Origin of the sequence: Streptomyces sp. NPDC050263 (genome assembly GCF_040655955.1) — a bacterium.
In the GTDB taxonomy this organism is placed as follows: Bacteria; Actinomycetota; Actinomycetes; order Streptomycetales; family Streptomycetaceae; genus Streptomyces.
In genome coordinates this window covers 1-22,167 of record NZ_JBFAKW010000150.1, presented here as the reverse complement: position 1 = coordinate 22,167, position 22,167 = coordinate 1, and the positions used below count along the sequence as shown (strand labels likewise).

The following is a 22,167-nucleotide window of genomic DNA, read 5'->3' as shown; positions in this document are numbered from 1 at the left end:
TCGCGACGCCCGGCACGCACTCTCGCCGCACCGGGCGAGAGCACGCACCGAACGCCGCTCCTTCTCCCACGGAGATCCATCAGAAGCCCCCTAGTGCCGTGACCGGAGAGGAAGTACATCCGGTACACGGGCGATGCTCCGCCTTGCGATGCACCGCACCGGACGCCGCGAGCTTCTCGGCACACCTTTCCGGTCACGGCACTGAGACAGGGCCCGGGGCCTCAGTGGGTCGGGCGGAGCCGGCTGCGGTTCGGCAACGCCCTGAAGGGGCGCGACCGGCCACGACGGCGCCGCAGCGGAACGACGGCACATCGCGGCACTTCCGGCGGAGCGCTCAGCGGGTGGGGAGGGAGCCCCGGTCGGCGTGGGCGGGCTGCGGGGGGACGACCGCGCTGCCGAAGACGTACTCGCGGAGTTTGCGCCAGACGCCGTCGGGGCCCTGCTGGGCGAGCGCGAAGCCCGTGCAGGACCACTCGGCCTCGTAGTGGGCGAGCTCCTCGAAGGCGCGGTCCATCGCCGCCTCGTCGATGCCGTGCGCGACGGTGACGTGCGGGTGGTAGGGGAACTGGAGCTCGCGGGTGAGCGGCCCGGCGGCGTCCCGGACCAGCTGCTGGAGCCAGGCGCAGGTCTCGGCGCCCTCGACGACCTTCAGGTAGACCACCGGCGACAGCGGCCGGAAGGTGCCCGTGCCCGAGAGCCTCATCGGGAAGGGGCGGCCCACCTCGGCGACCTCGGTGAGGTGCGCCTCGACGGCCGCGAGCGTGCCCGGCTCGACCTCGGTCGGCGGCAGCAGCGTGACGTGGGTGGGGATGCCGTGAGCCGCGGCGTCGCCGAAGCCCGCGCGCCGCTCCTGGAGCAGGCTGCCGTGAGGCTCCGGGACCGCGATCGACACGCCGATCGTTACGGTCCCCACGTCGTCTCCTGTCGTCGTCATGGCGTCATGGCGGGGTGGTGCCGGGTGGTGGTGCCGGGTTCGTACTCAGTCGTACGGCTATCGACTGTACGGCCACGGCTGTGCTCTGGGCAGGCGCAGGGGAAGTGATGTGCAGCGCTCTGCCCGGAGGAACGCGTGTGCGGTGCGCCCCGGGTGCTTCCGAGCGCCGCTCAGTGCTTCGTGGGTCAGTGCTTCGCGGGCAGGAAGCCCACCCGCTGGTACGCCTGGGACAGCGTCTCGGCGGCGACTGCACGGGCCTTCTCCGCGCCCTTGGCGAGGATCGAGTCCAGCGTCTCGGGGTCGTCCAGGTACTGCTGGGTGCGGTCCCGGAACGGCGTCACGAAGTCGACGACGACCTCGGCGAGGTCCGTCTTGAGCGCGCCGTAGAGCTTGCCCTCGTACTCCTGCTCCAGCTCCGGGATGCTCTTGCCGGTCAGCGTGGAGCAGATCGTGAGCAGGTTGCTGACGCCGGGCTTGTTCTCGGCGTCGAAGCGGACGACCGTGTCGGTGTCCGTGACCGCGCTCTTGACCTTCTTCGCGGTGACCTTCGGCTCGTCGAGCAGATTGACGAGGCCCTTCGGCGTGGACGCCGACTTGCTCATCTTGATCGACGGGTCCTGGAGGTCGTAGATCTTCGCCGTCTCCTTGAGGATGTACGGCTTCGGGATCGTGAACGTCTCGCCGAAGCGGCCGTTGAAACGCTCGGCGAGGTCGCGGGTCAGCTCGATGTGCTGGCGCTGGTCCTCGCCGACCGGGACCTCGTGGGCCTGGTAGAGCAGGATGTCCGCGACCTGGAGGATCGGGTAGGTGAACAGTCCGACCGAGGAGCGGTCCGCGCCCTGCCTGGCGGACTTGTCCTTGAACTGCGTCATACGGCTGGCCTCGCCGAAACCGGTGAGGCAGTTCATGACCCACGCGAGCTGCGCGTGCTCGGGCACGTGGCTCTGGACGAACAGCGTGCAGCGCTCGGGGTCGAGACCGGCGGCGAGGAGCTGGGCGGCGGCCAGGCGGGTGTTGGCCGTGAGCTCCTTCGGGTCCTGCGGGATCGTGATCGCGTGCAGGTCGACGACCATGTAGAACGCGTCGTGGGTCTCCTGTAGGGCCACCCACTGGCGGACGGCGCCGAGGTAGTTGCCGAGGTGGAACGAGCCTGCGGTGGGCTGGATTCCGGAGAGCACGCGGGGACGGTCTGAGGCCATGTTCACCATTCTCTCAGAGGGCGAGGGTGAGTTTGGCCCGGGAGGTGGGGGTGGTTCGGTGCGTGGGGGACCGCGGACCCGTGGTGGCTGGTCGCGCCCTGCGGCGGAGCCGCACATGGATGCGGCCCCGCGCCCCTGGGGAGCTGCCCCTGGGGGTGTCGATCAGCCGAGGTCGATCTCGGGGTACAGAGGGAAGCCGGCCACCAGGTCGGTCGCCCGCCGGGAGATCTCCTGCGCGACCTTCTCGTCCAGGACGTGGGAGGCCTTGGACGGGGCTCCCGACTTCGTCGTGCCCGGCTCCGTCGTGGTCAGGACGCGGTCGATCAGGCCCGCGACCTCGTCCATCTCCGCCGTGCCCAGGCCGCGGGTGGTCAGGGCGGGGGTGCCGATGCGGATGCCGGAGGTGTACCAGGCGCCGTTCGGGTCGGCGGGGATGGCGTTGCGGTTGGTGACGATGCCCGAGTCGAGCAGCGCGGCCTCGGCCTGGCGTCCGGTGAGGCCGTAGGAGGAGGCGACGTCGATCAGGTTCAGGTGGTTGTCGGTGCCGCCGGTGACCAGGGTCGCGCCGCGCCGCATCAGGCCCTCGGCGAGGGCGCGCGAGTTGTCGACGATGCGCTGGGCGTAGTCCTGGAAGGACGGCTGACGGGCCTCCGCCAGGGCGACGGCCTTGGCGGCCATGACGTGCGGGAGGGGGCCGCCGAGGACCATCGGGCAGCCGCGGTCGACCTGGTCCTTGAGGGAGTCGTCGCACAGGACCATGCCGCCGCGCGGGCCGCGCAGGGACTTGTGCGTGGTGGTCGTCACGATCTGGGCGTGCGGGACCGGGTCGAAGTCGCCGGTCAGGACCTTGCCCGCGACCAGGCCCGCGAAGTGGGCCATGTCGACCATGAGGGTCGCGCCGACCTCGTCGGCGATCTCGCGCATGATCCGGAAGTTCACCAGCCGGGGGTAGGCGGAGTAGCCCGCCACGATGATCAGCGGCTTGAAGTCACGGGCGGAGGCGCGCAGGGCCTCGTAGTCGATGAGCCCGGTGGCGGAATCCGTGCCGTACGACCGCTGGTCGAACATCTTTCCGGAGATGTTGGGGCGGAAGCCGTGGGTGAGGTGGCCGCCCGCGTCCAGGGACATGCCGAGCATGCGCTGGTTGCCGAAGGCCCGGCGAAGCTCGGCCCAGTCGGCCTCGGAGAGGTCGTTGACCTGGCGGACACCGGCCTTCGCCAGGAACGGGACCTCGACCCGGTCCGCGAGGACGGCCCAGAAGGCGACCAGGTTGGCGTCGATGCCGGAGTGCGGCTGGACGTAGGCGTGGCGGGCGCCGAACAGCTCGCGGGCGTGCTCCGCGGCGAGGGACTCGACGGTGTCGACGTTGCGGCAGCCGGCGTAGAAGCGGCGGCCGACCGTGCCCTCGGCGTACTTGTCGCTGAACCAGTTGCCCATCGCGAGGAGGGTGGCCGGGGAGGCGTAGTTCTCGGAGGCGATCAGCTTGAGCATCTCGCGCTGGTCGTGCACCTCCTGGCCGATGGCGTCGGCGACGCGCGGTTCGACGGCGCGGATCACGTCGAGGGCGGCGCGGAAGGCGGTGGACTCGGTGGAGAGATTCGTTGACATCGGGGACCTCCGGACGTGGCTGTTCGGCATGTTCGGTTCGGCCCAGGCGCACGGCACTCGGTGCTGCACAGGGCCGCTCCCCGATGGTCGGTCCCATCCCAGCGCGCCAGTCACGGCCCTCTCAGCAGCCTACCGGCTGCCGCTCAGCGGATCACATGCGGCACGAAGCGGGCGTACTCGTCCGTGATCAGGCCGGCGGACTCGCGGATGCCGAGGCCTGCCGACTCGTCCCGCACCACCCAGGCGCCGAGGACGACATGGTTGCCGTCGAAGGCGGGCAGCGGCGCCAACTGCTGGTAGCAGCAGGGTTCGTCGGTGCGCGGGGCGGGCTCGGCGCCGGGTGCTGCGCCGGGTTCGTGGATCGTGACGCCGGCGCCCTCGCGGCCGAGGAGGGGCTTGGCGACGTAGCCGGTGGTGGTCGCCAGTTCGCGGGGGCCGTCCAGGTAGGCGGGCAGGAGGTTGGGGTGGCCGGGGTACAGCTCCCACAGGACGGCCAGCAGCGCCTTGTTGCTGAGCAGCATCTTCCAGGCCGGTTCTATCCACATCGTGGCGCCGGTGCCGCCGCCGTTGTCGAGGGTGTCCAGGACATGGCCGGCGAAGCGGTCGGTGGTGAGCCACTCCCAGGGGTAGAGCTTGAAGCAGCTGCGGATGAAGCGGAGCTGCCGGTCGACGAAGCGGCCGGACAGCGGGTCCCAGCCGATCTCCTCCATGGAGATCCAGTCGGTGTCCAGGCCCGCCTGCTCGGCGGTCTCCTTGAGGTAGGCGACCGTCATGAGGTCCTCGCCGAGTTCGTCGGCCGAGGAGTGCGCGAAGTAGAGGGGGTTGCCGGGCGGCAGGAGCGCCGCCTGGTCCTTCCAGGCGGCGATCAGGCGTTCGTGGAGCGAGTTCCACTGGTCGGCGCCGGGGAAACGGTCCTCCATCCAGAACCACTGGGGGGAGGCCGCCTCCACGAGGGAGGTGGGGGTGTCGGCGTTGTACTCCAGGAGCTTCGCCGGGCCGGTGCCGTCGTAGTGCAGGTCGAAACGACCGTAGACGGACGGGAGTTCGGCGCGCCGACGCCAGGCCTCGGCGACCGCCGCCGCGACGCGCGGGTCGGTGATGCCGAGGTCGGCGAGCCGGTCGGACTCGACGAGGTGGGCGGCGGCCGCCAGACACATGGCGTGCAGTTCCTCGACGGTCTCCTCCAGCGCCTCGACCTCGTCGAGGGTGAAGACGTAGTAGGCGCTCTCGTCCCAGTAGGGGCGCAGCACGCCGTCGGGGTGGCGGGTGAGGGGATAGACGAGCCCCTGTTCCTCGACGGTCTGCTGCCAGCCGGGGCGGGGCTCGATGGTGTGGCGTCGCACGGTGCGGTCCTCGTCGGTCCTGGGTCGGTCCTCGCTCGGTCCTCGGCCGCTCAGCCGCCGGAGCTGCCCTTGTGGCTGCCGCTGTCGCTGCCGCTGCCGAGGCCGCCGCGGTCCACGCCGCTGCCGCCGCCGCTGCTGCCTCCGCTGCTGCCGGTCGAACTGCTCGACCCCTTGCCGGGCTTGGTGAAGGAGCCGCCGTCGGCCCAGGAGCCCTTCTTCTTGCCGCCGTAGTACCAGGCGGCGTTCGTGGAGACCTTGGTGGACTTGCAGTTCTTGTCGGAGACGACCTTGTAGCCCTTGGCCGAGTTGTAGCTGTCGCGGTCGACGCAGCGCTTGTCGGGGTCGGAGGAGCAGGCGGTGAGCGCCACCGCGAGGATGCCCATGCCGCCGAGCACGACCGTGCCCGAACGAAGTCGCCTGCGTGGTGCCGTGGTGTCCGCCATGTCCCCGTCTCCCCGTTGTCTCAGCTGCTCTTGCTGCTTCTGCTGCTTCAGCTGCTTGATCGCCCCTACGGCGGTTTCCGGCCGTCAGCCTAGACATGGGGGTGAGAACGCAGGGAGGCGGCCCGCCCATGAGCCGCTCCCCTACAGTCCTTTCGTGCTCTTTGGAATGTTGTGCGCCCTCGGCGCGGCGGTCTGCTTCGGTACGGCGACGGTTCTACAGGCGATGGCGGCGCGGGCGGTCTCCGACGACGGGGCCGACGCAGGCGCGAGCGGCGGGGAGGCGGCGCTGCTGCTGCGGGCGGTGCGGCAGTGGCGGTATCTGGCGGGGTTGGGGCTGGACGGCCTCGGGTTCGTCTTCCAGATCGCCGCGCTGCGGTCGCTGCCGATCTACGCGGTGGGCGCGGCCCTCGCGTCGAGCCTGGCGGTGACGGCGGTGGTCGCGGCGCGGCTGTTGCGGGTGCGGCTGAGCCGGACCGAGTGGCTGGCGGTGGGGGTGGTGTGCGCGGGGCTGGCGATGCTGGGGCTGGCCTCGGGCACGGAGGGCGAGGAGAGCGGGCCGGAGGCGCTGCCGTGGGTGATGCTCGGCACGGCGGGCGCGGTGCTGCTGCTGGGGCCGGCCGGGGGGCGGCTCGCCGGGCGAGGGCGGGCGCTGGTGCTGGGACTGGGCGCCGGGTTCGGGTTCGGGGTCGTGGAGGTCACGGTGCGGTTGATCGACTCCCTCGCACCCTCGGACCTCCTCACCGACCCGGCGATCTACGCCCTGCTGCTGGGCGGCGGAGCCGCCTTCCTGCTCCTGACCTCGGCTCTGCAACGGGGCTCGGTGACGACGGCCACGGCCGGGATAGTGATCGGCGAGACGATCGGCCCCGCGCTGGTGGGTGTGATCTGGCTCGGCGACCGCACCCGTGAAGGCCTCACCTGGCTGGCCGTCCTGGGCTTCGCCGTCGCGGTAGCAGGCGCCCTGGCCCTGGCCCGCTTCGGCGAGGCCCCGGAACCGACGCCGACGCCGGCGCCGGCGCCGGCGCCGTAGGCGTAGGCGTAGGCGTAGGCACAGGCGTAGGCGTAGGCGTAGGCGTAGGCGTAGGCGTAGGCGTAGGCACAGGCACAGGCACAGGCACAGGCACAGGCACAGGCGTAGGTCAGCCCATCGCCTCGGTGATTCCGTCCCACAGGCGGGTCCTCGCTTCCAGGGCGAGGGTGGCGGTCTCGACGGCCTCCTGCCAGCGGGTCTCGTCCTCGCCGCAGAGGTCGGCGACCATCTGCATGGCCATGGGGGTGTGCTCCTCGCCGTCGACCTCGATGTGGCGGGCGAGGTAGTCGCAGAAGAGCGGGAAGCGGTCGGTGCCCTCCTTCTTGATGACCTGGTCGAACATGTCCGGGATGAGGTCCTCGCGGGAGAACGCGAAGGCGGCGGCCCGGGCGTGCAGGGGGCGGTCGGCGATGATCTCGAAGGTCGTGCGGACGAACTCGGCGGCGGGGGCGGGCACTTGGGCGACCCGTAGCGCCGACGGCAGGTCGTGGCCCTCGCCGATCAGCGCGAGGAACGTGTCGATCCGGGCGACGTCGGCGCCCGCCTCGTCCATGCCGGCGCGGTACAGCTCGAAGTGGCTGGTGAAGCCGCCGCCCAGCTCATCGCTCTCCTCGACCAGCACGATGTCGTTGATGAGCCGCCGGCTCACCGCCGAGCCGCGCGGCACCCAGGGGACGTCGACGCAAGTGAGCTCCCGCTGGAGCGACTTGAGCAACGACATGAAGTCCCAGACCGCGAACACGTGGTGCGTCATGAAAACCGCCATGTCCTCGCGGCTTTCGATCCGCTGGTAGATCGGATGGGCGGTCACTTCTTTCCGCGCGGATCCGATCTCGGAACGGGCCCGGTCGATTCCGTCGTGGGTCAGATTCCAGTCGTACCTGGACATGAAATCTCCTTTGCTGGGGGGAGGCCGATCGTGCTCTTTTCACGAGTTTGCTGGCAAGCGCTTCGGGAAATTCGGGGGACAGTGTCTGCCTTATCACTCGACAGAAGATGGCAAGCCCCCCGAAAGAGCGGCAAAGAGTCACGTTCCGGACAGTTGTAGAAGTTTGAAGAACCTGTGAACACAGACCGCCCGCTTTCCGTACTGAGTGGCGTGACCAGTAATCCCGTCACCGTCACCGCTGCTTATCGCGTGATGCCGGGCCGCGAGGCCGACTTTCACTCCTGGGGGTGGGCCATGCTGGGCGCGAGCGCGCAGCAACCCGGCTTCCTCGGGGGTGGCGTGCTTGCCGATGGAGAGGCGGATTGGCATGTCGTCTATCGCTTCGCCAGCGAAGGAACGGCCCGGGCCTGGGAGGACTCGTCCGCCCGGCAGCAGTGGGACGCCCGGACGCAAGGGTTCGCCCAGCAGACGGACCGCAGGAGCGTACGGGGCTCCAAGACGTGGTTCGACTCACAGACCGCCATGCCGAAGGCACCGACCCCGCCTTCGAAATGGAAGTTATGGTTCGTAAATATGAGCGCCGTCTTTCCGCCGGTGCTCCTGTTCAACATCATCGTGCTTCCTTATCTCGGCGGGCTCAATCCGTTCATTCGCACACTGCTGCTCTGCCTGTGCGTGACGGCACTTGTCACCTGGATTCTCATGCCCCGCCTTCAGCGTTTCTTCAAGAAATGGCTGTATCCACCGCTCCAGGCGCTCCGCGGACGGCATAAACGACGGACCGCGTAGACCAGAGAACGACCCTAGGGAGGTGGGCGGGTGAAGACCCTGCTCATCGACAATTACGACTCGTACACGTACAACCTGTTCCAGCTGATCGCCGAGGTCAACGGCGAGGAACCGGTGGTGATCGTCAATGACGCCCCCGTGGGCGCCGTTCCCGATCTTGCGGGTTTCGACAACGTGGTGGTGTCGCCGGGCCCCGGACACCCGGCGAAGGCGCGTGACTTCGGCATCAGCGCCAGGATGCTCGCCGAGTCGCCGATCCCGGTGCTCGGCGTCTGCCTCGGCCATCAGGGCATCGCGCACGGCGAAGGCGCCCGGGTGGAGTCCGCCCCGGAGCCCCGGCACGGGCATCTGTCGGCCGTCCGGCACGACGGACGGGACCTGTTCCAGGGGCTGCCGCAGAACTTCACCGCCGTCCGCTACCACTCGCTGGCCGTGGGCGAGCCGCTGCCCGCCTCCCTGGAGGCCACGGCCTGGGCGGAGGACGGCGTCCTGATGGGGCTGCGGCACCGCGAACGGCCGTTGTGGGGCGTGCAGTTCCACCCGGAGTCGGTGCTCACCGAATACGGCCACCGAATGCTGATGAACTTCCGGAACCTGACGGCCGAGCGGGCCCGCAAGACGCGGACGAAGAACACCGCGGTCACCCAGGCCGCGGCCGCGATGCCGACGCCCAAGGTGACCGTCCCCCGCCCCCGCCGCGCCGACCGTCCCGCCCACCGGCTGCACACCCGCCGCATCGCCGAGGCGATCGACGCGGAGGCCGCCTTCACCCGGCTGTACGCCGACTCGCCGCGGGCGTTCTGGCTGGACAGCTCGCGAGTCGAGGAGGGACTGTCCCGGTTCTCGTTCTTCGGTGACGACAGCGGGCCGCTCGCCGAGTTCGTCCGGTACGACGTCGAGTCGGGGCACTGCGAGATCGAGCGGGCCGGCCGGCCGGCGCGCAAGGTCCGGGCGAGCGTCTTCGACTATCTCAAGCGGCAGTTGACGAACCGTCAGGTCGACGCCACCGGGCTGCCCTTCGACTTCACCGGCGGCTATGTCGGCTACTTCGGCTACGAGCTGAAGGCCGACTGCGGCTCGCCGAACCGGCACCGCGCCGGCACCCCGGACGCCGCCTGGCTGTTCGCCGACCGACTGATCGCGGTGGACCACCAGGAAGGCTTCACCTACGCGGTCTGCCTGGCCGAGGACACCCCGCAGGCCGCCCGGGAGGCCACGGACTGGCTCGAGAGCACACTGGCCGGGCTCACCTCGCTGCCCGCCGAGACCGACCTGGCGCGGCCGCCGCTGCCGGCGCCGGGCGCGGTGGACCACGGCGCCGTGGAGCCGTGGCTGGTGCGGGACCGGGCCGCCTATCTCGCGGACATCGCTGCCAGCCAGCGGGAGCTGGCGGCGGGCACCAGCTACGAGATCTGCCTGACGAACTCCGCGCGGTTACCCGCTCCGGACGACGCCTACGACTTCTACCGGGTGCTGCGCCGTGTCAACCCGGCCCCGTACTCCGCGTTCCTGAGATTCGGCGACCTCGACGTGGCCGGCTCCTCGCCGGAGCGGTTCCTGCGGATCACCCGGGACGGCGTCGCCGAGGCCAAGCCGATCAAGGGCACCGCGCCGCGCGGCGCGGATCCGCTGGAGGACGCCCGGCTGCGGGACTCGCTCGCGGCGGACGCCAAGACCCGCGCCGAGAACCTGATGATCGTCGACCTGCTCCGCAACGACCTGGGCCGGGTCAGCCGCACCGGCACGGTACGCGTCACCCGGCTGATGGCCGCCGAGACCTACGCCACCGTCCACCAGCTCGTCTCGACCGTCGAGGGACGGCTGCGCGAGGGCACGGACGCGGTGGACTGTGTGCGCGCCTGCTTCCCCGGCGGGTCGATGACCGGGGCGCCGAAGCTGCGCACGATGGAGATCATCGACGAGCTGGAGACCGAGGCGCGCGGCGTCTACTCGGGGGCCCTCGGCTACCTGGGGTGCAGCGGCGGCGCGGACCTCAACATCGTCATCCGCACGGCCGTCATGGCCGACGGCCTGATGCAGCTGGGGGCCGGGGGCGCGATCGTCCTGGACTCCGATCCGGTCGCCGAGTACGACGAGATGCTGCTGAAGACGGCCGCCCAGATGCGGGCCCTGCGCGAGCACACCGCGGCGCTGCCGCCGGCGCCCGAGGAGACGGCCCGGGTGACCGGCCGTCGGACTCCCGCCCCGGCCACGTCGAAGAAGGCTCCCCGATGACGACCCCATCGCCCACGACGACCGCGCCTCGGTCCCGCACCGGCGCCGACCCCGGCTCCGACACGCCCGGCAACCTGGCCGCGTATCTCGCCGATCTCGTCGAGCGGCGCGGTTGGGGCGGGCGGGCCGCGTTCCATCAGGGGCATCAGTTCTGGACGCACGGCGAGGTGCACGAGCTGGGGGCGCGGGCGGCCGGGGTGCTCGCTGCGCACGGCGTGCGGGCCGGGGACCGGGTGCTGCTCGCGCTGCCCGACGGGATGGCGTGGGTCGCGGCCTTCCTCGGCGTCGCCCGGCTCGGGGCGGTGGCCGTGCTGGTCAACCCCGAACTCCCGGCGGGCGAGCACGCGTTCATGGCCGAGGACACCGAGGCCGTGCTGTGCGTCACCGGGCCGGGGCTGGAGGACCGGTTCGCCGACCGGGCCCGGCTCGGCGCCGACCAGTTCCTCGCGCTCGCCCCCGCCGCCGAACCGGTCGCCGCCCACCCGGTCGACGCGCACACGCCGCTCTACGTGCAGTACACCTCCGGCACCACGGGCCGCCCCAAGGGGGTCGTGCACACGCACGGCGACCCGAAGGCGTACCACGACCTGATCGGCCGGCGGCTGCTCGGGATCACCGAGGAGGACGTCACCCTGTCGGTGTCGAAGCTGTACTTCGCCTACGGCTTCGGCAACGCCTTCGTCTTCCCCCTCTTCTCCGGCTCCAGCGCCGTCCTGGTCGACCGGCGGCCGAACCCCGCCGCCGTGGACGAGCTCGTCGCCCGGCACCGGGTGACCCTGCTCTACTCCGTGCCGTCGGCGTACGCGGCGCTGGTCGCCGACCGGGGCAGCGGACACGCGGCCTGCTTCGCCTCGGTGCGCGCCGCGGTGTCGGCCGGCGAGGGCCTGCCGGACGGTCTCGGCGGTCAGGTCGCCGACCTGCTCGGCGCGCCCGTGCTGGAGCAGATCGGCTCCACCGAGGCCGGTCACGCCTTCTGCGCCAACAGCCTGGCCCATCAGCACGACGGCACCGTCGGACGGCCCGTGCCCGGCTTCGAGGTGGAGCTGCGCGACCGTGCCGGACGGCCCGTGCCCGACGGCGCGGAGGGCGAGATGTGGGTGCGCGGGCCGACGGTGACGCCCGGCTATCTGAACCGGCCCGAGGAGACGGAACGCACCCTGGTCGGCGGCTGGCTGGCCACCCACGACCGGGCGCGCCGCGAACCGGACGGCGCCTTCCGGCATCTGGGCCGCACCGACGACATGGAGATGGTCGGCGGGATCACCGTCTCCCCGCTGGAGGTGGAGGCCGTGCTGCGCACCCATCCGGCGGTGCGGGAGGTCGCCGTCGCGGCCGTCACCGACGGACGCGGCTTCAGCCGGCTGCGCGCCTTCGTCGTCCCCGTCGTCCGGGCCGGCGTCGACGGCCCGGACGGCCGGTTCAGCGCGGACGGCCTCGAAGTGGACCTCGTCGCCCTGGCGCGGGAGCGCCTCGCCGCCTTCAAGGTGCCCAGAAGCGTCAGTTTCGTGTCGTCCCTGCCCCGCACCGCCACCGGAAAGCTCCGCCGCCATCTCGTCCGCCAGGGCGCGTGGTGACCCCCATGACCGGCTCCACAGCCACCTGGCGTACGTCAGAGAGGAACAGCCACATGTCGCAGCAACCCCTGCTCGCCGACCGCGGGTTCTACCTGGGCCCGCTGTTCCGGCGGGCGGCCGAGCGCCACGGCGCCGTCTTCGTCACGCTGGACCGGCCGCTGGACACCCACCCCCACCTCGGGGTCGACCTCGACTACGCGACGCTGGCCGAGGTGGTCGAGGACCTGTCGGACCGGCTGTGGGCGGCCGGGGTGCGGCCCTCGGAACAGGTGGTCGTCCACAAGACGGACAACGTCGACATCGTGCTGCTGACCTGCGCGCTCTCCCGGATCGGCGCGGTTCCGGCGCTCCTGTCCCCCGGCCTCGCGGGCCCGGTCGTCGGGCAGTTGCTCCAACGGCTGCGGCAGCCCTGGCTGATCACCGACCGGGCCAAGCTGACGGGCCCGCTCGCCGGCGTCGAGATGTCCGTACGCGGGACGCTCTCCGTGGACGACGCGCCCGGGGCCGAGCCCCTGGAGAAGTACGCCGGCGCCGAACCGGCCGCGCCCGTCCGGCTGCACCCGCGCGACCCCGCCCTGATCACCCACAGCTCGGGCACCACCGGCCTGCCCAAGCTGGCCGTGCACTGCCCCAACACCATGTGGAACCGGCTCGTGCCGCAGAAGGCGATGGGCTGGCCCACCCGCGGGGAGACGGCCGCGCTGCACATGTCGTTCGTGCACTCGCGCTTCTACCACCTGCTCGGCGTGCTGCTGCACTTCGGCAGCCCGCTCGTGCTGATCACCGACCCGGAGCCGGCGGCCGTCGGCCCGCTGCTGGTGCGCCACCGCCCCGGCATCGTCGAGACGCACCCCAACACCTTCGTCCTGTGGGAGGAGTTGGCGGACGCGCCCGGCGCTCCGCTGTCCCGGGTGAAGTCGTACGGCTCGACGTTCGACGCGATCCACCCGCGGACCGTGCGACGGCTGCTGAACGCGTCGAAGCGGCGCACCCCGTGGCTCATCCAGCTGTACGGGCAGAGCGAGACGGGTCCGGTCGCGTTCCAGTGGTTCACGCGGCGCAGCGCCGAGCGGGCGGACGGGCGGCGGGTCGGGATCGGCATCCCCGGCTTCACCCGGGTACGGATCGCCGACCCGGAGGGCAGGCCGGTGGCGCCGGGCAAGCCCGGGCGGATCGAGGCCCGCACCCGGGGCCGCATCCTCACCTACCTGGGCGCGCAGCAGCAGTACGACCGTCAACTCGACGGCGGATGGTGGCAGATGGGCGACATGGGGTACATGAGCCGCCTCGGCTCGCTGCACCTCATCGACCGTGAGATCGACCAGATCGACACCGTGCACAGCAACCTGGAGGTCGAGGACGCGCTGATGGAGCGCCTGGAGGAGCTCCGCGAGGTCGTCATCGTGCCCGGTGTGGACCGCGAACCGGTGCCGGTGGTGTGCGTGCGCGGCGAGCAGCCGCTCGACCCGGAGCGCTGGCGGGAGGCCACGGCCGATCTGCCCGCGATGGCCGAGCCCCGGCAGTGGCGGTTCGAGGAGCTGCCGATGACGGCGACCTGGAAGGTGAAGCGGGTGGAGATCACCCGCATGCTGACCGGGACGCCGGAGAGCGTGCGCGTGTGAACCCGGTCGTCGTGGTGGGCGCGGGCCCCGTCGGACTGTCGGCGGCGCTCGCGCTGCGCGGGCACGGGCTGGACGTCACGCTTGTGGAGGCGGACCCCAAGGACCGCGAACGGCCGGGCAGCCGCGCCCTGTTCGTGCACCGCGAGACCCTCGGGCTGCTCGACGGGATGTGTCCGGGGCTGGCCGCCGAGATCACGTCGTACGGGCGCACCTGGCACACCCGGCGGACGCTGTACCGGGGCCGCGAGGTGTACTCCCGCACCTTCCCGCCGCCCACCGGCGCCCCGCCCTTCACCAGTCTGCGCCAGGTGGACACCGAGCGGTTCCTGCGCGCCGCCTGCGAGCGGTCCGGGGTCGTCTTCGAGTGGGACGCGAGCGTCGCGGGCGTCCGCGTCGGCGCCGACGTGGTGTCGCTGTCGTGTGCGGACGGGCGGGAGTGGCGGGCCGGGTACGTCGTCGCGGCCGACGGCGCCCGCTCGGCCGTCCGCCGTGAGCTGGGCATCGCCATGGAGGGCGTGCACGGCGAGGGCTTCCACGTCGTCGTGGACGTGGCCGACCTCCCGGGCGCGGAACTGCCGCTGGAGCGGGTCTTCCACTACGAGCATCCCGGGGTCGGCGGGCGCAGTGTGATGCGTGTGCCGTTCACCGGGGGCTTCCAGGTCGACCTCCAGTGCCACGACGACGACACCCGGGAGGCGTACGGCACCGAGGAGGCCGTCCGGCGCTGGCTCCCCTCGGTCGTCGGCGAGGGGTACGAGGACCGGATCCTGTGGGTGTCCACGTACCGCTTCCTGCGCAAGGTCGCCGCCTCCTTCACCGATCCGCACCGCCGGGTGCTGCTCGTGGGCGAGGCCGCGCACCTCTTCCCGCCGTTCGGGGCGCGCGGCATGAACAGCGGGATCGCCGACGCGGCGGCGGCGGCGGAGGCGATCGCGGCCGGGACGGACCGGGCGGTCGAGGGATTCGCCGAAGTGCGGCGCGCGGCGGGGCTGTACAACAGCGCCGCCGCGGGGATCGCGCTGGAGCATCTGCGGCCCCGGCGGCGCAGCGTACGGCTCAGGCAGCGGGCGGCGGCGGCCCTCGCGCCCGTGCTGCCCTCGTGCGGGTCGTGGCTGGAGCACGCGCCGTACGGGCCCCGGGGCGGGGCTCCTGCGGTGGCGGGCCGCAAGTACTGAAGAGGTACCGATAAGGAACGGAACTCACATGGCACAACCGGCTGTCTTGGAAGGCTTGTTGCGGTGGACGTCGGCAGGCGGGCTGACAGCCGACGTCGACGCGGGTGGGCGGTTGCTGGTCGCCGACTCGTGGCTGGTGCGCGACGGCCGGGTGCGCGGCCTCGAACGGCACCGGGAACGGTTCCTGCGGGCCTGCGGCGAGTGCGACGGGCCGCCGCTGCGCCGGCTCCTGGAGTTCTGGCAGGACGCGACGGCCGCGCTGCCCCGTACGGGCGAGTGGTTCCCCCGGGTGGAACTCGCCGCCGGTTCTCGGGAGTTGAGGCTGCGGATCCGGCCCGCTCCGCCGCTGGAACCGGACATCCGGGTCTGGGCCGCGGGTCGGCCGGATCCACGGACCGAGCCGCGCCGCAAGGGACCGGACCTGGACGCGCTGGCGGCGGTGCGCCGCCGGGCGTCCGGCGAGGGCGCGACGGAGGCGGTGCTGACCACGCCCTCCGGCGCGGTGCTGGAGTCGGCGACCGCCAGCGTCCTGTGGTGGGAGGGCGACACGCTGTGCCTGCCGTCGCCCCGGCTGCCGGTCCTCGCCGGAGTCACGGCCGGCCTGATCCAGGAACGGGCCCGCCGCCTCGGCATCCGGGTCACCCACCCCGAGCGGACCCTGCCCGAGCTGGCCGGCCGCGAGGTCTGGCTGGTGAACGCGCTGCACGGAATCCGCCCGGTGAGCGAGTGGACGGGCCACCCGATGAGCGCGGGGGCGGCGGTGCGGGCGGCGGAATGGCGAAGCTGGCTGGACGGAATCTCGGAGCCGCTGCCGAAGGAATAGGGGGAATCGGAGGGAATCGGAGAGGTTCAGAGCAGAGGTTCAGGGCAAGCAAAAGCGCCGGGTCGAAGGGAATTCGCCCCGGCGCAATCAAACGTGCCCGAAAATCTCGAACACACCGAACCGCTCAAAACTGATCGCCCGAACTAATTCGCCTTCGGGGCGGGCTGATAAGCCCCCGGCACCATGCGCGTGGTGATCGCGGTCCGGTTGTAGGCGTTGATGACCGTGATCACCCAGATCAGCGCCGCCACCTGCGCCTCGTCGAACACCTCCGCGACCTCGGCGTACACCGCGTCCGGGACCTGCCCGTCGTGCACCAGGGTCACCGACTCCGTCAACGCCAGTGCGGCGCGCTCCCGTTCGGTGAAGAAGGGGGTCTCCCGCCAGGCGTTCAGCGCGTAGATGCGCTGCTCGGTCTCGCCCTGGGCGCGGGCGTCCTTGGTGTGCATGTCGAGGCAGAACGCGCAGCCGTTGATCTGCGAGGCGCGGATCCTGATCAGCTCCAGCAGTTCCGGCTCGACCTTGGCGTCCTGTGCCGCGGAAACGGCGGCGCCGTGCAGGGAGCCCATCGCGGCGGAGACATCGGGGGTTATCTTCTTGAGGGCCACACGGGACACCGAATTGTTGTTGGTCATGGGACGACTCTATCTTGCGATCCGGCGATCCCGTGACGTCATCCGGGAAAAGGAATTCCGGTTCCGTTCGCGCCGAAAGACAATGCGGCGCACAGTGCGTCCAGCGCGCCGGACCATGCGTGGTCGGGCGGGGTCCCGTATCCCACGACCAGCGCGTCGAGCGGCTCGGTGACCGCGTCGGGGTGGCGGTGGCGGGGCACGAGCCCGTCCACCGCCAGGCCCTGATACGCCGCCGCCCGGACCGCCGCTCCCTCCGTGCCGGGCGGGAGCCGCAGGACGGCGTGCAGGCCCGCGGCGATGCCGGTGACGCGGATCGCCGGGGCGCGCTCGGCCAGGGCGGCGACGAGCGCGTCCCGTCGCCTGCGGTAGCGCGTGCGCGCCGCCCGGACATGGCGGTCGTACGCGCCCGAGGCGATGAACTCGGCCAGCGTCAGCTGGTCCAGGACCCCGGACGTGTCCACCCCGCCCTTGGCCTTCACCACGTCCTGCACCACGTCCGGCGGCAGCACCATCCAGCCCAGGCGCAGCCCGGGGGCCAGCGACTTGCTCGCCGTGCCGAGGTGGACCACGCGGTCGGGGTCCAGTCCCTGGAGGGCGCCGACGGGCTGGCGGTCGTAGCGGAACTCTCCGTCGTAGTCGTCCTCCAGGACCAGCCCGCCGGTGCGCCGGGCCCAGTCCACGACGGCCGCCCGGCGGTCGTGGTGCAGGGGCACGCCCATCGGGAACTGGTGGGCCGGGGTGAGCAGGACAGCGCCGGTCCCGGTTCCGAGTCCGGTCAACTCCCTTACGTCCGTGCCGAGTTCGTCGAACGGCAGTGGGGCCATGGCCAGACCGGTCGACGCCAGCAGCCTCCAGTGCTCGTCCAGGCCGTACGACTCGACGGCGATCGTGTGCGCTCCGCGCGCCCGCAGGACGGTGGCGAGCAGCCTCAGGCCGTGCGCGAACCCGGCGCACACGACGATGCGTTCGGGGTCGGCGCGCACTCCGCGGGCGCGCGAGAGGTAGCCGGCGAGGGCGGTGCGCAGTTCCACGCGGCCGCGGGGATCGCCGTAGCCGAAGGCCTCGGAGGGAGCGGCGGTGAGGGCGCGGCGGGCCGCCCTGAGCCACTCGGCGCGCGGGAAGGACGCGAGGTCGGGACTGCCGGGGCGCAGGTCGTAGAGGGGCCGGTGGCGTTCGGGGGGTGGGGCCGCGGCGCCGGTCGGCGGAACGACCGTCCGGCCCGCCACCCTCGTGCCCGAGCCCTGCCGGGCGGTGAGCCAGCCCTCGGCGACGAGGTCGGCGTAGGCGTCGGCGACCGTGTTGCGGGCGATGCCCAGGTCGGCGGCGAGAGACCGGGAGGAGGGCAGGCGGGTGCCGGGGGCCAGTCGGCCGCCGCGGACCGCCTCGCGCAGGGCGTCGGTCAGGCCCCGGCGCAGCTGCGGTCCGGTCGGCTCCAGATGCAGGTCGACGCCCAAAGTGGCCCAGGATCTCGCCATGGAAATGGACCATACCCCTGGGCTGCCTCGTTCCTAGGGTCGAGGACATGACCACATAGGAAGACACCCTCACGACGACCGACGGGTACGCGCCCGCGCACACCCCCCGGCTGAACTGGTCCGAGCACGCACCCGAGGTGCTGAAGGCGATGCTGCGGCTCGACGCCGCCGCCCGTAAGGGCCTCGACCCGAAGCTGCTGGAGCTGGTGAAGGTCCGCGCCTCGCAGATCAACCGCTGCGCGCTCTGCGTCGACATGCACAGCAAGGACGCGCTGGCGGCGGGCGAGAGCGTCGAGCGGATCGTCCAGCTCAGCGCGTGGGAGGAGTCGGAGCACTTCTACACCGAGAAGGAGCTCGCGGCGCTGGCGCTGACCGAGGCGGTGACCGTGCTGACCGGGGGCACCTCCCAGGCTTTCGGCTCTGGGGGAGGTTTCGTGCCCGACGCGGTGTACGAGCGGGCGGCGAAGCACTTCGAGGAGCCCGAGTTGGCGCAGCTGATCGCCTCGATCACGGTGATCAACGCTTGGAACCGGTTCGGCGTGACCTGCCGGCTGGTGCCGGGGCACTACCGTCCGGGTCAGCACGCGTGAGCCGGCCGCGCCGGACGAACCTGCTGGACCGCGAGGTCGGCGCGGCCATGACCGCGCTCAGCGCCGCCGCGAAGCGGGGCCTCGGCGATCCCGCGCTCGCGGAGCTGGTGGTGATCCGCGCCTCGCAGCTCAACCACTGCGCGTTCTGCGTGGACATGCATCTCACGATCGCGCGCGAGCACGGTGTGCGCGAGAAGCAGCTCGATCTGCTGAGCGTGTGGGAGGAGGCGGGGGACGTCTACGACGAGCGCGAGCGGGCCGCGCTCGCGCTGACGGAGGCGGCGACCGTGTTGACGGACGGCTTCGTGCCGGACGAGGTCTATGCCGCCGCTGCCCGGCACTTCCCGGACGCCCGGCTCGCCCACCTGATCGCCCTGATCACGGCCATCAACAGCTGGAACCGGGTGATGGTCGCCCGCCGCATCCCGCCGGGCGGCTACTCGTAGAAGCGGCTACTCGTAGAAGTCCACCCGCATCACCGCCCGCCGCAGCGTCGGCCTGCTCACCTCCCTGAACCCCGCCTCGGCGAAGACCTGCCGGGCGCCGACGTGGAGTTCGCCCCAGGTGATCTCGACGCCGGGCACGGTGAGCATGGGGTACGCCTCCAGGGCGCGGGCCCCGTGGTCGCGGGCATGGGGGACGGTGGCGCGGGCCAGGCCGTAGGTGATGCCCCGGCCGCGGAAGCCGCGGCGGGTGAGGAGGCAGGTCACGGCCCAGACGCCGGCGTCGGCCCGGTCCTCCTTGCGGCCCGTCCACGGCACGCGGGTGCGCAGCAGCCGGGGGAAGTCGGTCCGGGGCGCCACGGCGGCCCAGCCGACGGGCTCGCCGTCGAGGTAGGCGACCAGGCCGGCGGTGGACCGGTCGCCGGGGCCACCTGGATCGCCGGGGTGGTCGGGGTCGTCGCAGCCGGTCTGCTCGCGCAGGCGGGCGGCGCGTTCCTCGGGGGTGGCGGCACTCCAGTCGTGTTCGAGGACCCGGTAGCGCTGGCACCGGCACCGGCCGGGGTAGTCGGTGGTGCCGAAGACGGCCCGGATGTCGTCCCAGGAGGCCTCGTTCGCGGGGACGACATCGAGCTCGTCGGGCCGGACGGCGTCGCTCATCGCGGCGGGTCCTCCCCCACGCGCCCGTCGACGGCCTCCCGGATGAGGTCGGCGTGGCCGACGTGGCGGGAGTACTCCTCGATCAGGTCGACCAGCATGCGCCGCAGACTGGGCGACCGCCCGTCGGGCCACCCGCGGCGGGCCGGCGTGTCCAGGCCGCCCTCGGCGAGGTCCCGGCGGACATGGGCGCGGGAGCGGGCGACGGCGGACTCCCAGAGCGCGAAGAGCTCCTCGGGCGTGTCGGAGGCGGCGGAGCGCCACTCCCAGTCGGGCTCGGCGTCCCGGTCGACGGTGTCCCAGGGCGCGCCGAGCGGCTTCCCCAGCAGCCGCCCGGTGAGGTACTCGTCCTCGACGAGGGCCAGGTGCTTGAGCAGACCGCCCAGGGTCATCGTCGAGGGGGCGAGCGCGGTGTTCATCCCGGCCGCGTCAAGCCCCTCGCACTTCCAGGCCAGGGTCCTGCGCTGGCGTTCCAGCGAGCCGATCAGCGTGTCGGCCTCGCCGCCGGCGACGGGCGGCTCCAGAAGCGGCGCCGGTTCGGTGTTCTCAGTCACGGGACTCACGGGGCTCACTGGACTCATGGCAGCAGGCTAGATTCCGTTCCGGACGATCCGCTGCCGGAATACGAGGATCCCGGATGAAGACCGACGAGAGCCCCACCGCCCGTGCCCTCCTCGCGCTGGAGCTGCTCCAGAGCAGCCCCGGCAGTACGGCGGCACGGCTCGCGGAGCGGCTGGGCGTCTCCGAGCGGGCCGCCCGCCGCTACGTCGGCATCCTGCGCGAGGCCGGCATCCCGGTGGAGTCGACGCGTGGCCCCTACGGCGGCTACCGCGTCGGGCGCGGGGTGCGGCTGCCGCCGCTGATGTTCACGGCGACCGAGGCCCTCGGGCTGGTCATGGCCGTACTGGACGGCCATCACGACGCGGCCGACCCGACGGGACCGGTGGGCAGCGCGCTCGGCAAGATCGTGCGGGTGCTGCCCGAGCCGGTGGCGCATCCGGCCGAGGCGGTCCGCAGGGTCAGCACCCGGGGCCCGGACGCGGTAGGCCCCGACCCCGGCACCACGGTGGCCCTCGTCCAGGCGGGCGCGGACCGCCGCCGGGTGCGGCTCGGATACGACCTGGGCCGCAAGGGCGTACGGGAGATGGACGTCGACCCGTGGGCCGTCGTCGTCCACCACGCCCGCTGGTATCTGCTGTGCTGGTCCCACGGGCCGGACGCCCGCCGGGTGCTGCGGGTGGACCGGGTCGCCTCCGTGACCGTGCTGCCGGAGGGGTTCGAGCCGCCCGAGGGCCTGGACCCGGTGGAGACCCTGGAGGCGCACTTCGCGGAGGGCTGGACGTACGAGGTGGAGGTCGTCGTCGAGGCGCCCGTGGACCACGTGGCCCGTGTCCTCCCGCGCAGTCTGGGCCGCCCCGAGCCACTGGACGCGCACACGACGCGCCTGCTCGCGACCACCGACGAACCCGACTGGTACGTACGCCGACTCACCGCGCTGGACGTGCCGTTCAGGATCGTGCGGCCGGAGGAGCTCCGGGCGGCGGCACGGGAGCTGGGCCGCCGACTGCTGGCATCGGCCGACGCCGACGGTGGACGACCCGAAAACCTTTGACTAAAGTCAAAGGTCATGGAGCCGGAGTCGATGGAGCCGATGCCGATGGAGCCTGTCTCGACGGAGTACGTGGCGGCCTTCCGCCGGTTCAACCGCTACTTCACGCGCCGGATCGGCGCGCTCGACGACCACTACCTCGGGCAGAACCGTCCGCTGGGCGAGGCCCGGCTGCTGTTCGAGATCGGTGACGGGGTGTCCCTGCGCGCGCTGCGCGGGCGGCTCGGTCTGGACGCCGGGTATCTGAGCCGGATGGCGAAGGCACTGGAGGCGCAGGGCATGGTCCGGATCAGCGTGCACCCCGACGACAACCGGCTGCGCATGATCGAGCTCACCCCGGCGGGACGCGTCGAGGTCGCGGAGCAGAACCGCCGCTCCGACGCGCTCGCGACGGACCTCCTGGCCGCCCTCACCGGCGAGCAGCGCGCCGAGCTGACGGACGCGATGGCCGCCACCGGGCGGCTGCTGCGGCTGGCGGGCATCACCGTCGCCCTGGTCGACGGCCGTGCGCCGAACGCCCGCGCCTGTCTCGACGCCTACGCCGCCGACCTGGACGTCCGCTTCCCCGAGGGCTTCGACAAGGCCGACCTGGTCGGCCCGGACGAGGTCTCCGGGGAGGCGGGCGCGTTCTTCGTGGCGTACGAGGAGGGGCGCGCCGTGGGCTGCGGGGCGCTGCGCCGGCTGGAGCCGGGGGTCGGCGAGATCAAGCACGTGTGGGTGCACCCGGACGCCCGCCGGCTGGGCCTCGCGCGCCGGCTCCTCGAACACCTGGAGGACGCTGCGGCGCGGCGCGGCCTGGACGTCGTCCGCCTGGACACGCACGCCACGCTCACGGAGGCGCAGGCGATGTACCGGGCGTCCGGCTACCGCGAGATCCCGGCGTACGTCGACCACGTCTACGCCTCCCACTGGTTCGAGAAGCGGCTGTCGACGTCGGACTGACGGCATTTCGAACGCAGCGGTCCCCGGGCGGCCTCAGCCGTCCGGGGACCGGGTTGCGCAGACTAGTGCCGCGGCAGGCAACGTTTGCCCGTCAAGGAGCGGCGTCCGGTGCGTGCTCTCGGTGTGCCGGCCGGAAGTCCTCGTACTGGACGTAC

At 72.2% G+C, this 22,167-nt stretch carries 21 protein-coding genes and 1 riboswitch; of the genes, 11 read left to right on the top strand and 10 right to left on the bottom strand.

The genetic code is table 11. The features are described 5' to 3' along the window. Positions 1 to 334: 334 nt before the first annotated feature. The 5 genes from AB0J04_RS39900 to AB0J04_RS39880 form a co-directional block, all read right to left on the bottom strand. A complete protein-coding gene (locus AB0J04_RS39900; protein ID WP_363173565.1) occupies positions 335 to 913 on the bottom strand; it encodes a 2'-5' RNA ligase family protein in 579 nt (192 codons plus the stop codon). A gap of 206 nt (positions 914 to 1,119) precedes the next feature. Continuing rightward, positions 1,120 to 2,133, bottom strand: coding sequence for a tryptophan--tRNA ligase (trpS, locus tag AB0J04_RS39895; RefSeq protein WP_363173564.1), 1,014 nt, complete (start codon positions 2,131 to 2,133; stop codon positions 1,120 to 1,122). 162 nt (positions 2,134 to 2,295) lie between these two features. After that, positions 2,296 to 3,741, bottom strand: coding sequence for a glycine hydroxymethyltransferase (locus AB0J04_RS39890; RefSeq protein WP_363173563.1), 1,446 nt, complete (start codon positions 3,739 to 3,741; stop codon positions 2,296 to 2,298). Positions 3,742 to 3,774: 33 nt separating this feature from the next. Then, positions 3,775 to 3,865: riboswitch (ZMP/ZTP riboswitch) on the bottom strand. A 19-nt stretch (positions 3,866 to 3,884) separates the two neighbouring features. Then, positions 3,885 to 5,084, bottom strand: coding sequence for a glutathionylspermidine synthase family protein (locus AB0J04_RS39885; RefSeq protein WP_363173562.1), 1,200 nt, complete (start codon positions 5,082 to 5,084; stop codon positions 3,885 to 3,887). A gap of 50 nt (positions 5,085 to 5,134) precedes the next feature. Continuing rightward, positions 5,135 to 5,527, bottom strand: coding sequence for a hypothetical protein (locus AB0J04_RS39880; protein ID WP_363173561.1), 393 nt, complete (start codon positions 5,525 to 5,527; stop codon positions 5,135 to 5,137). 166 nt (positions 5,528 to 5,693) lie between these two features. On the opposite strand from AB0J04_RS39880, the gene AB0J04_RS39875 reads away from it, so the two are divergent. Further along, the gene (locus AB0J04_RS39875) at positions 5,694 to 6,557 is read left to right on the top strand and encodes a DMT family transporter (protein WP_363173567.1); all 864 of its coding nucleotides are present in this window, start codon (positions 5,694 to 5,696) and stop codon (positions 6,555 to 6,557) included. Between the two features lie 109 nt (positions 6,558 to 6,666). Here the strand turns inward: AB0J04_RS39875 and AB0J04_RS39870 are convergent, their stop codons facing one another. Continuing rightward, the gene (locus AB0J04_RS39870) at positions 6,667 to 7,446 is read right to left on the bottom strand and encodes a DUF3050 domain-containing protein (RefSeq protein ID WP_363173560.1); all 780 of its coding nucleotides are present in this window, start codon (positions 7,444 to 7,446) and stop codon (positions 6,667 to 6,669) included. Between the two features lie 210 nt (positions 7,447 to 7,656). On the opposite strand from AB0J04_RS39870, the gene AB0J04_RS39865 reads away from it, so the two are divergent. Genes AB0J04_RS39865 through AB0J04_RS39840 form a run of 6 tightly spaced genes read left to right on the top strand, consistent with a single transcriptional unit; the run spans position 7,657 to position 15,664 of the window. Next, entirely contained in the window at positions 7,657 to 8,235 is a 579-nt protein-coding gene (locus tag AB0J04_RS39865; protein ID WP_363173559.1) for an antibiotic biosynthesis monooxygenase, read from the top strand. Between the two features lie 30 nt (positions 8,236 to 8,265). After that, on the top strand, positions 8,266 to 10,470 hold the full coding sequence (gene pabB / locus AB0J04_RS39860) for an aminodeoxychorismate synthase component I (RefSeq protein ID WP_363173558.1): 2,205 nt from the start codon (positions 8,266 to 8,268) through the stop codon (positions 10,468 to 10,470). Continuing rightward, positions 10,467 to 12,044 (top strand): AMP-binding protein, encoded by a 1,578-nt coding sequence (locus tag AB0J04_RS39855; RefSeq protein ID WP_363173557.1) that lies wholly within the window; start codon positions 10,467 to 10,469, stop codon positions 12,042 to 12,044. The genes pabB and AB0J04_RS39855 overlap by 4 nt, the downstream gene beginning before the upstream one ends. A gap of 53 nt (positions 12,045 to 12,097) precedes the next feature. Next, a complete protein-coding gene (locus tag AB0J04_RS39850) occupies positions 12,098 to 13,666 on the top strand; it encodes a class I adenylate-forming enzyme family protein (RefSeq protein WP_363173556.1) in 1,569 nt (522 codons plus the stop codon). Further along, positions 13,663 to 14,841 carry an FAD-dependent oxidoreductase gene (locus AB0J04_RS39845; protein ID WP_363173555.1) on the top strand — a complete coding sequence of 393 codons (1,179 nt, stop codon included), beginning with the start codon at positions 13,663 to 13,665 and terminating at the stop codon, positions 14,839 to 14,841. The genes AB0J04_RS39850 and AB0J04_RS39845 overlap by 4 nt, the downstream gene beginning before the upstream one ends. Before the next feature lie 28 nt (positions 14,842 to 14,869). Then, a complete protein-coding gene (locus tag AB0J04_RS39840; protein ID WP_363173554.1) occupies positions 14,870 to 15,664 on the top strand; it encodes an aminotransferase class IV in 795 nt (264 codons plus the stop codon). A 143-nt stretch (positions 15,665 to 15,807) separates the two neighbouring features. On the opposite strand, the gene AB0J04_RS39835 is transcribed toward AB0J04_RS39840, so the two are convergent. Next, positions 15,808 to 16,299, bottom strand: coding sequence for a carboxymuconolactone decarboxylase family protein (locus tag AB0J04_RS39835; RefSeq protein ID WP_363173553.1), 492 nt, complete (start codon positions 16,297 to 16,299; stop codon positions 15,808 to 15,810). A gap of 38 nt (positions 16,300 to 16,337) precedes the next feature. Next, on the bottom strand, positions 16,338 to 17,774 hold the full coding sequence (locus AB0J04_RS39830; protein ID WP_363173552.1) for a PLP-dependent aminotransferase family protein: 1,437 nt from the start codon (positions 17,772 to 17,774) through the stop codon (positions 16,338 to 16,340). Between the two features lie 137 nt (positions 17,775 to 17,911). On the opposite strand from AB0J04_RS39830, the gene AB0J04_RS39825 reads away from it, so the two are divergent. Both AB0J04_RS39825 and AB0J04_RS39820 read left to right on the top strand, forming a co-directional pair. Continuing rightward, complete coding sequence (locus AB0J04_RS39825; protein ID WP_363173551.1) at positions 17,912 to 18,364, top strand: carboxymuconolactone decarboxylase family protein; 453 nt, start codon at positions 17,912 to 17,914, stop codon at positions 18,362 to 18,364. Continuing rightward, complete coding sequence (locus AB0J04_RS39820; RefSeq protein ID WP_363173550.1) at positions 18,361 to 18,810, top strand: carboxymuconolactone decarboxylase family protein; 450 nt, start codon at positions 18,361 to 18,363, stop codon at positions 18,808 to 18,810. The genes AB0J04_RS39825 and AB0J04_RS39820 overlap by 4 nt, the downstream gene beginning before the upstream one ends. 6 nt (positions 18,811 to 18,816) lie before the next feature. Here AB0J04_RS39820 and AB0J04_RS39815 read toward each other — a convergent pair whose 3' ends face one another. After that, positions 18,817 to 19,464 carry a GNAT family N-acetyltransferase gene (locus AB0J04_RS39815; RefSeq protein ID WP_363173549.1) on the bottom strand — a complete coding sequence of 216 codons (648 nt, stop codon included), beginning with the start codon at positions 19,462 to 19,464 and terminating at the stop codon, positions 18,817 to 18,819. Further along, on the bottom strand, positions 19,461 to 20,024 hold the full coding sequence (locus tag AB0J04_RS39810; RefSeq protein ID WP_363173548.1) for a DinB family protein: 564 nt from the start codon (positions 20,022 to 20,024) through the stop codon (positions 19,461 to 19,463). Before AB0J04_RS39810 ends, AB0J04_RS39815 begins: the two co-directional genes overlap by 4 nt. A gap of 74 nt (positions 20,025 to 20,098) precedes the next feature. Here AB0J04_RS39810 and AB0J04_RS39805 point away from each other — a divergent pair, with 74 nt between their 5' ends. Both AB0J04_RS39805 and AB0J04_RS39800 read left to right on the top strand, forming a co-directional pair. Next, a complete protein-coding gene (locus AB0J04_RS39805) occupies positions 20,099 to 21,073 on the top strand; it encodes a WYL domain-containing protein (RefSeq protein ID WP_363173547.1) in 975 nt (324 codons plus the stop codon). 45 nt (positions 21,074 to 21,118) lie between these two features. Then, positions 21,119 to 22,012, top strand: coding sequence for a helix-turn-helix domain-containing GNAT family N-acetyltransferase (locus AB0J04_RS39800; protein ID WP_363173566.1), 894 nt, complete (start codon positions 21,119 to 21,121; stop codon positions 22,010 to 22,012). The last annotated feature ends 155 nt before the right edge of the window (positions 22,013 to 22,167 follow it).

Bases quoted from the DNA above. Each gene is read 5' to 3' on its own strand.
- AB0J04_RS39855 (WP_363173557.1), top strand. From the start codon at position 10,467: ATGACGACCCCATCGCCCACGACGACCGCGCCTCGGTCCCGCACCGGC.
- AB0J04_RS39815 (WP_363173549.1), bottom strand. From the start codon at position 19,464: ATGAGCGACGCCGTCCGGCCCGACGAGCTCGATGTCGTCCCCGCGAAC.
- AB0J04_RS39875 (WP_363173567.1), top strand. From the start codon at position 5,694: ATGTTGTGCGCCCTCGGCGCGGCGGTCTGCTTCGGTACGGCGACGGTT.
- trpS (WP_363173564.1), bottom strand. From the start codon at position 2,133: ATGGCCTCAGACCGTCCCCGCGTGCTCTCCGGAATCCAGCCCACCGCA.
- AB0J04_RS39880 (WP_363173561.1), bottom strand. From the start codon at position 5,527: ATGGCGGACACCACGGCACCACGCAGGCGACTTCGTTCGGGCACGGTC.
- AB0J04_RS39800 (WP_363173566.1), top strand. From the start codon at position 21,119: ATGGAGCCTGTCTCGACGGAGTACGTGGCGGCCTTCCGCCGGTTCAAC.
- AB0J04_RS39840 (WP_363173554.1), top strand. From the start codon at position 14,870: ATGGCACAACCGGCTGTCTTGGAAGGCTTGTTGCGGTGGACGTCGGCA.
- AB0J04_RS39890 (WP_363173563.1), bottom strand. From the start codon at position 3,741: ATGTCAACGAATCTCTCCACCGAGTCCACCGCCTTCCGCGCCGCCCTC.
- AB0J04_RS39830 (WP_363173552.1), bottom strand. From the start codon at position 17,774: ATGGCGAGATCCTGGGCCACTTTGGGCGTCGACCTGCATCTGGAGCCG.
- AB0J04_RS39805 (WP_363173547.1), top strand. From the start codon at position 20,099: ATGAAGACCGACGAGAGCCCCACCGCCCGTGCCCTCCTCGCGCTGGAG.
- AB0J04_RS39870 (WP_363173560.1), bottom strand. From the start codon at position 7,446: ATGTCCAGGTACGACTGGAATCTGACCCACGACGGAATCGACCGGGCC.
- AB0J04_RS39835 (WP_363173553.1), bottom strand. From the start codon at position 16,299: ATGACCAACAACAATTCGGTGTCCCGTGTGGCCCTCAAGAAGATAACC.
- AB0J04_RS39850 (WP_363173556.1), top strand. From the start codon at position 12,098: ATGTCGCAGCAACCCCTGCTCGCCGACCGCGGGTTCTACCTGGGCCCG.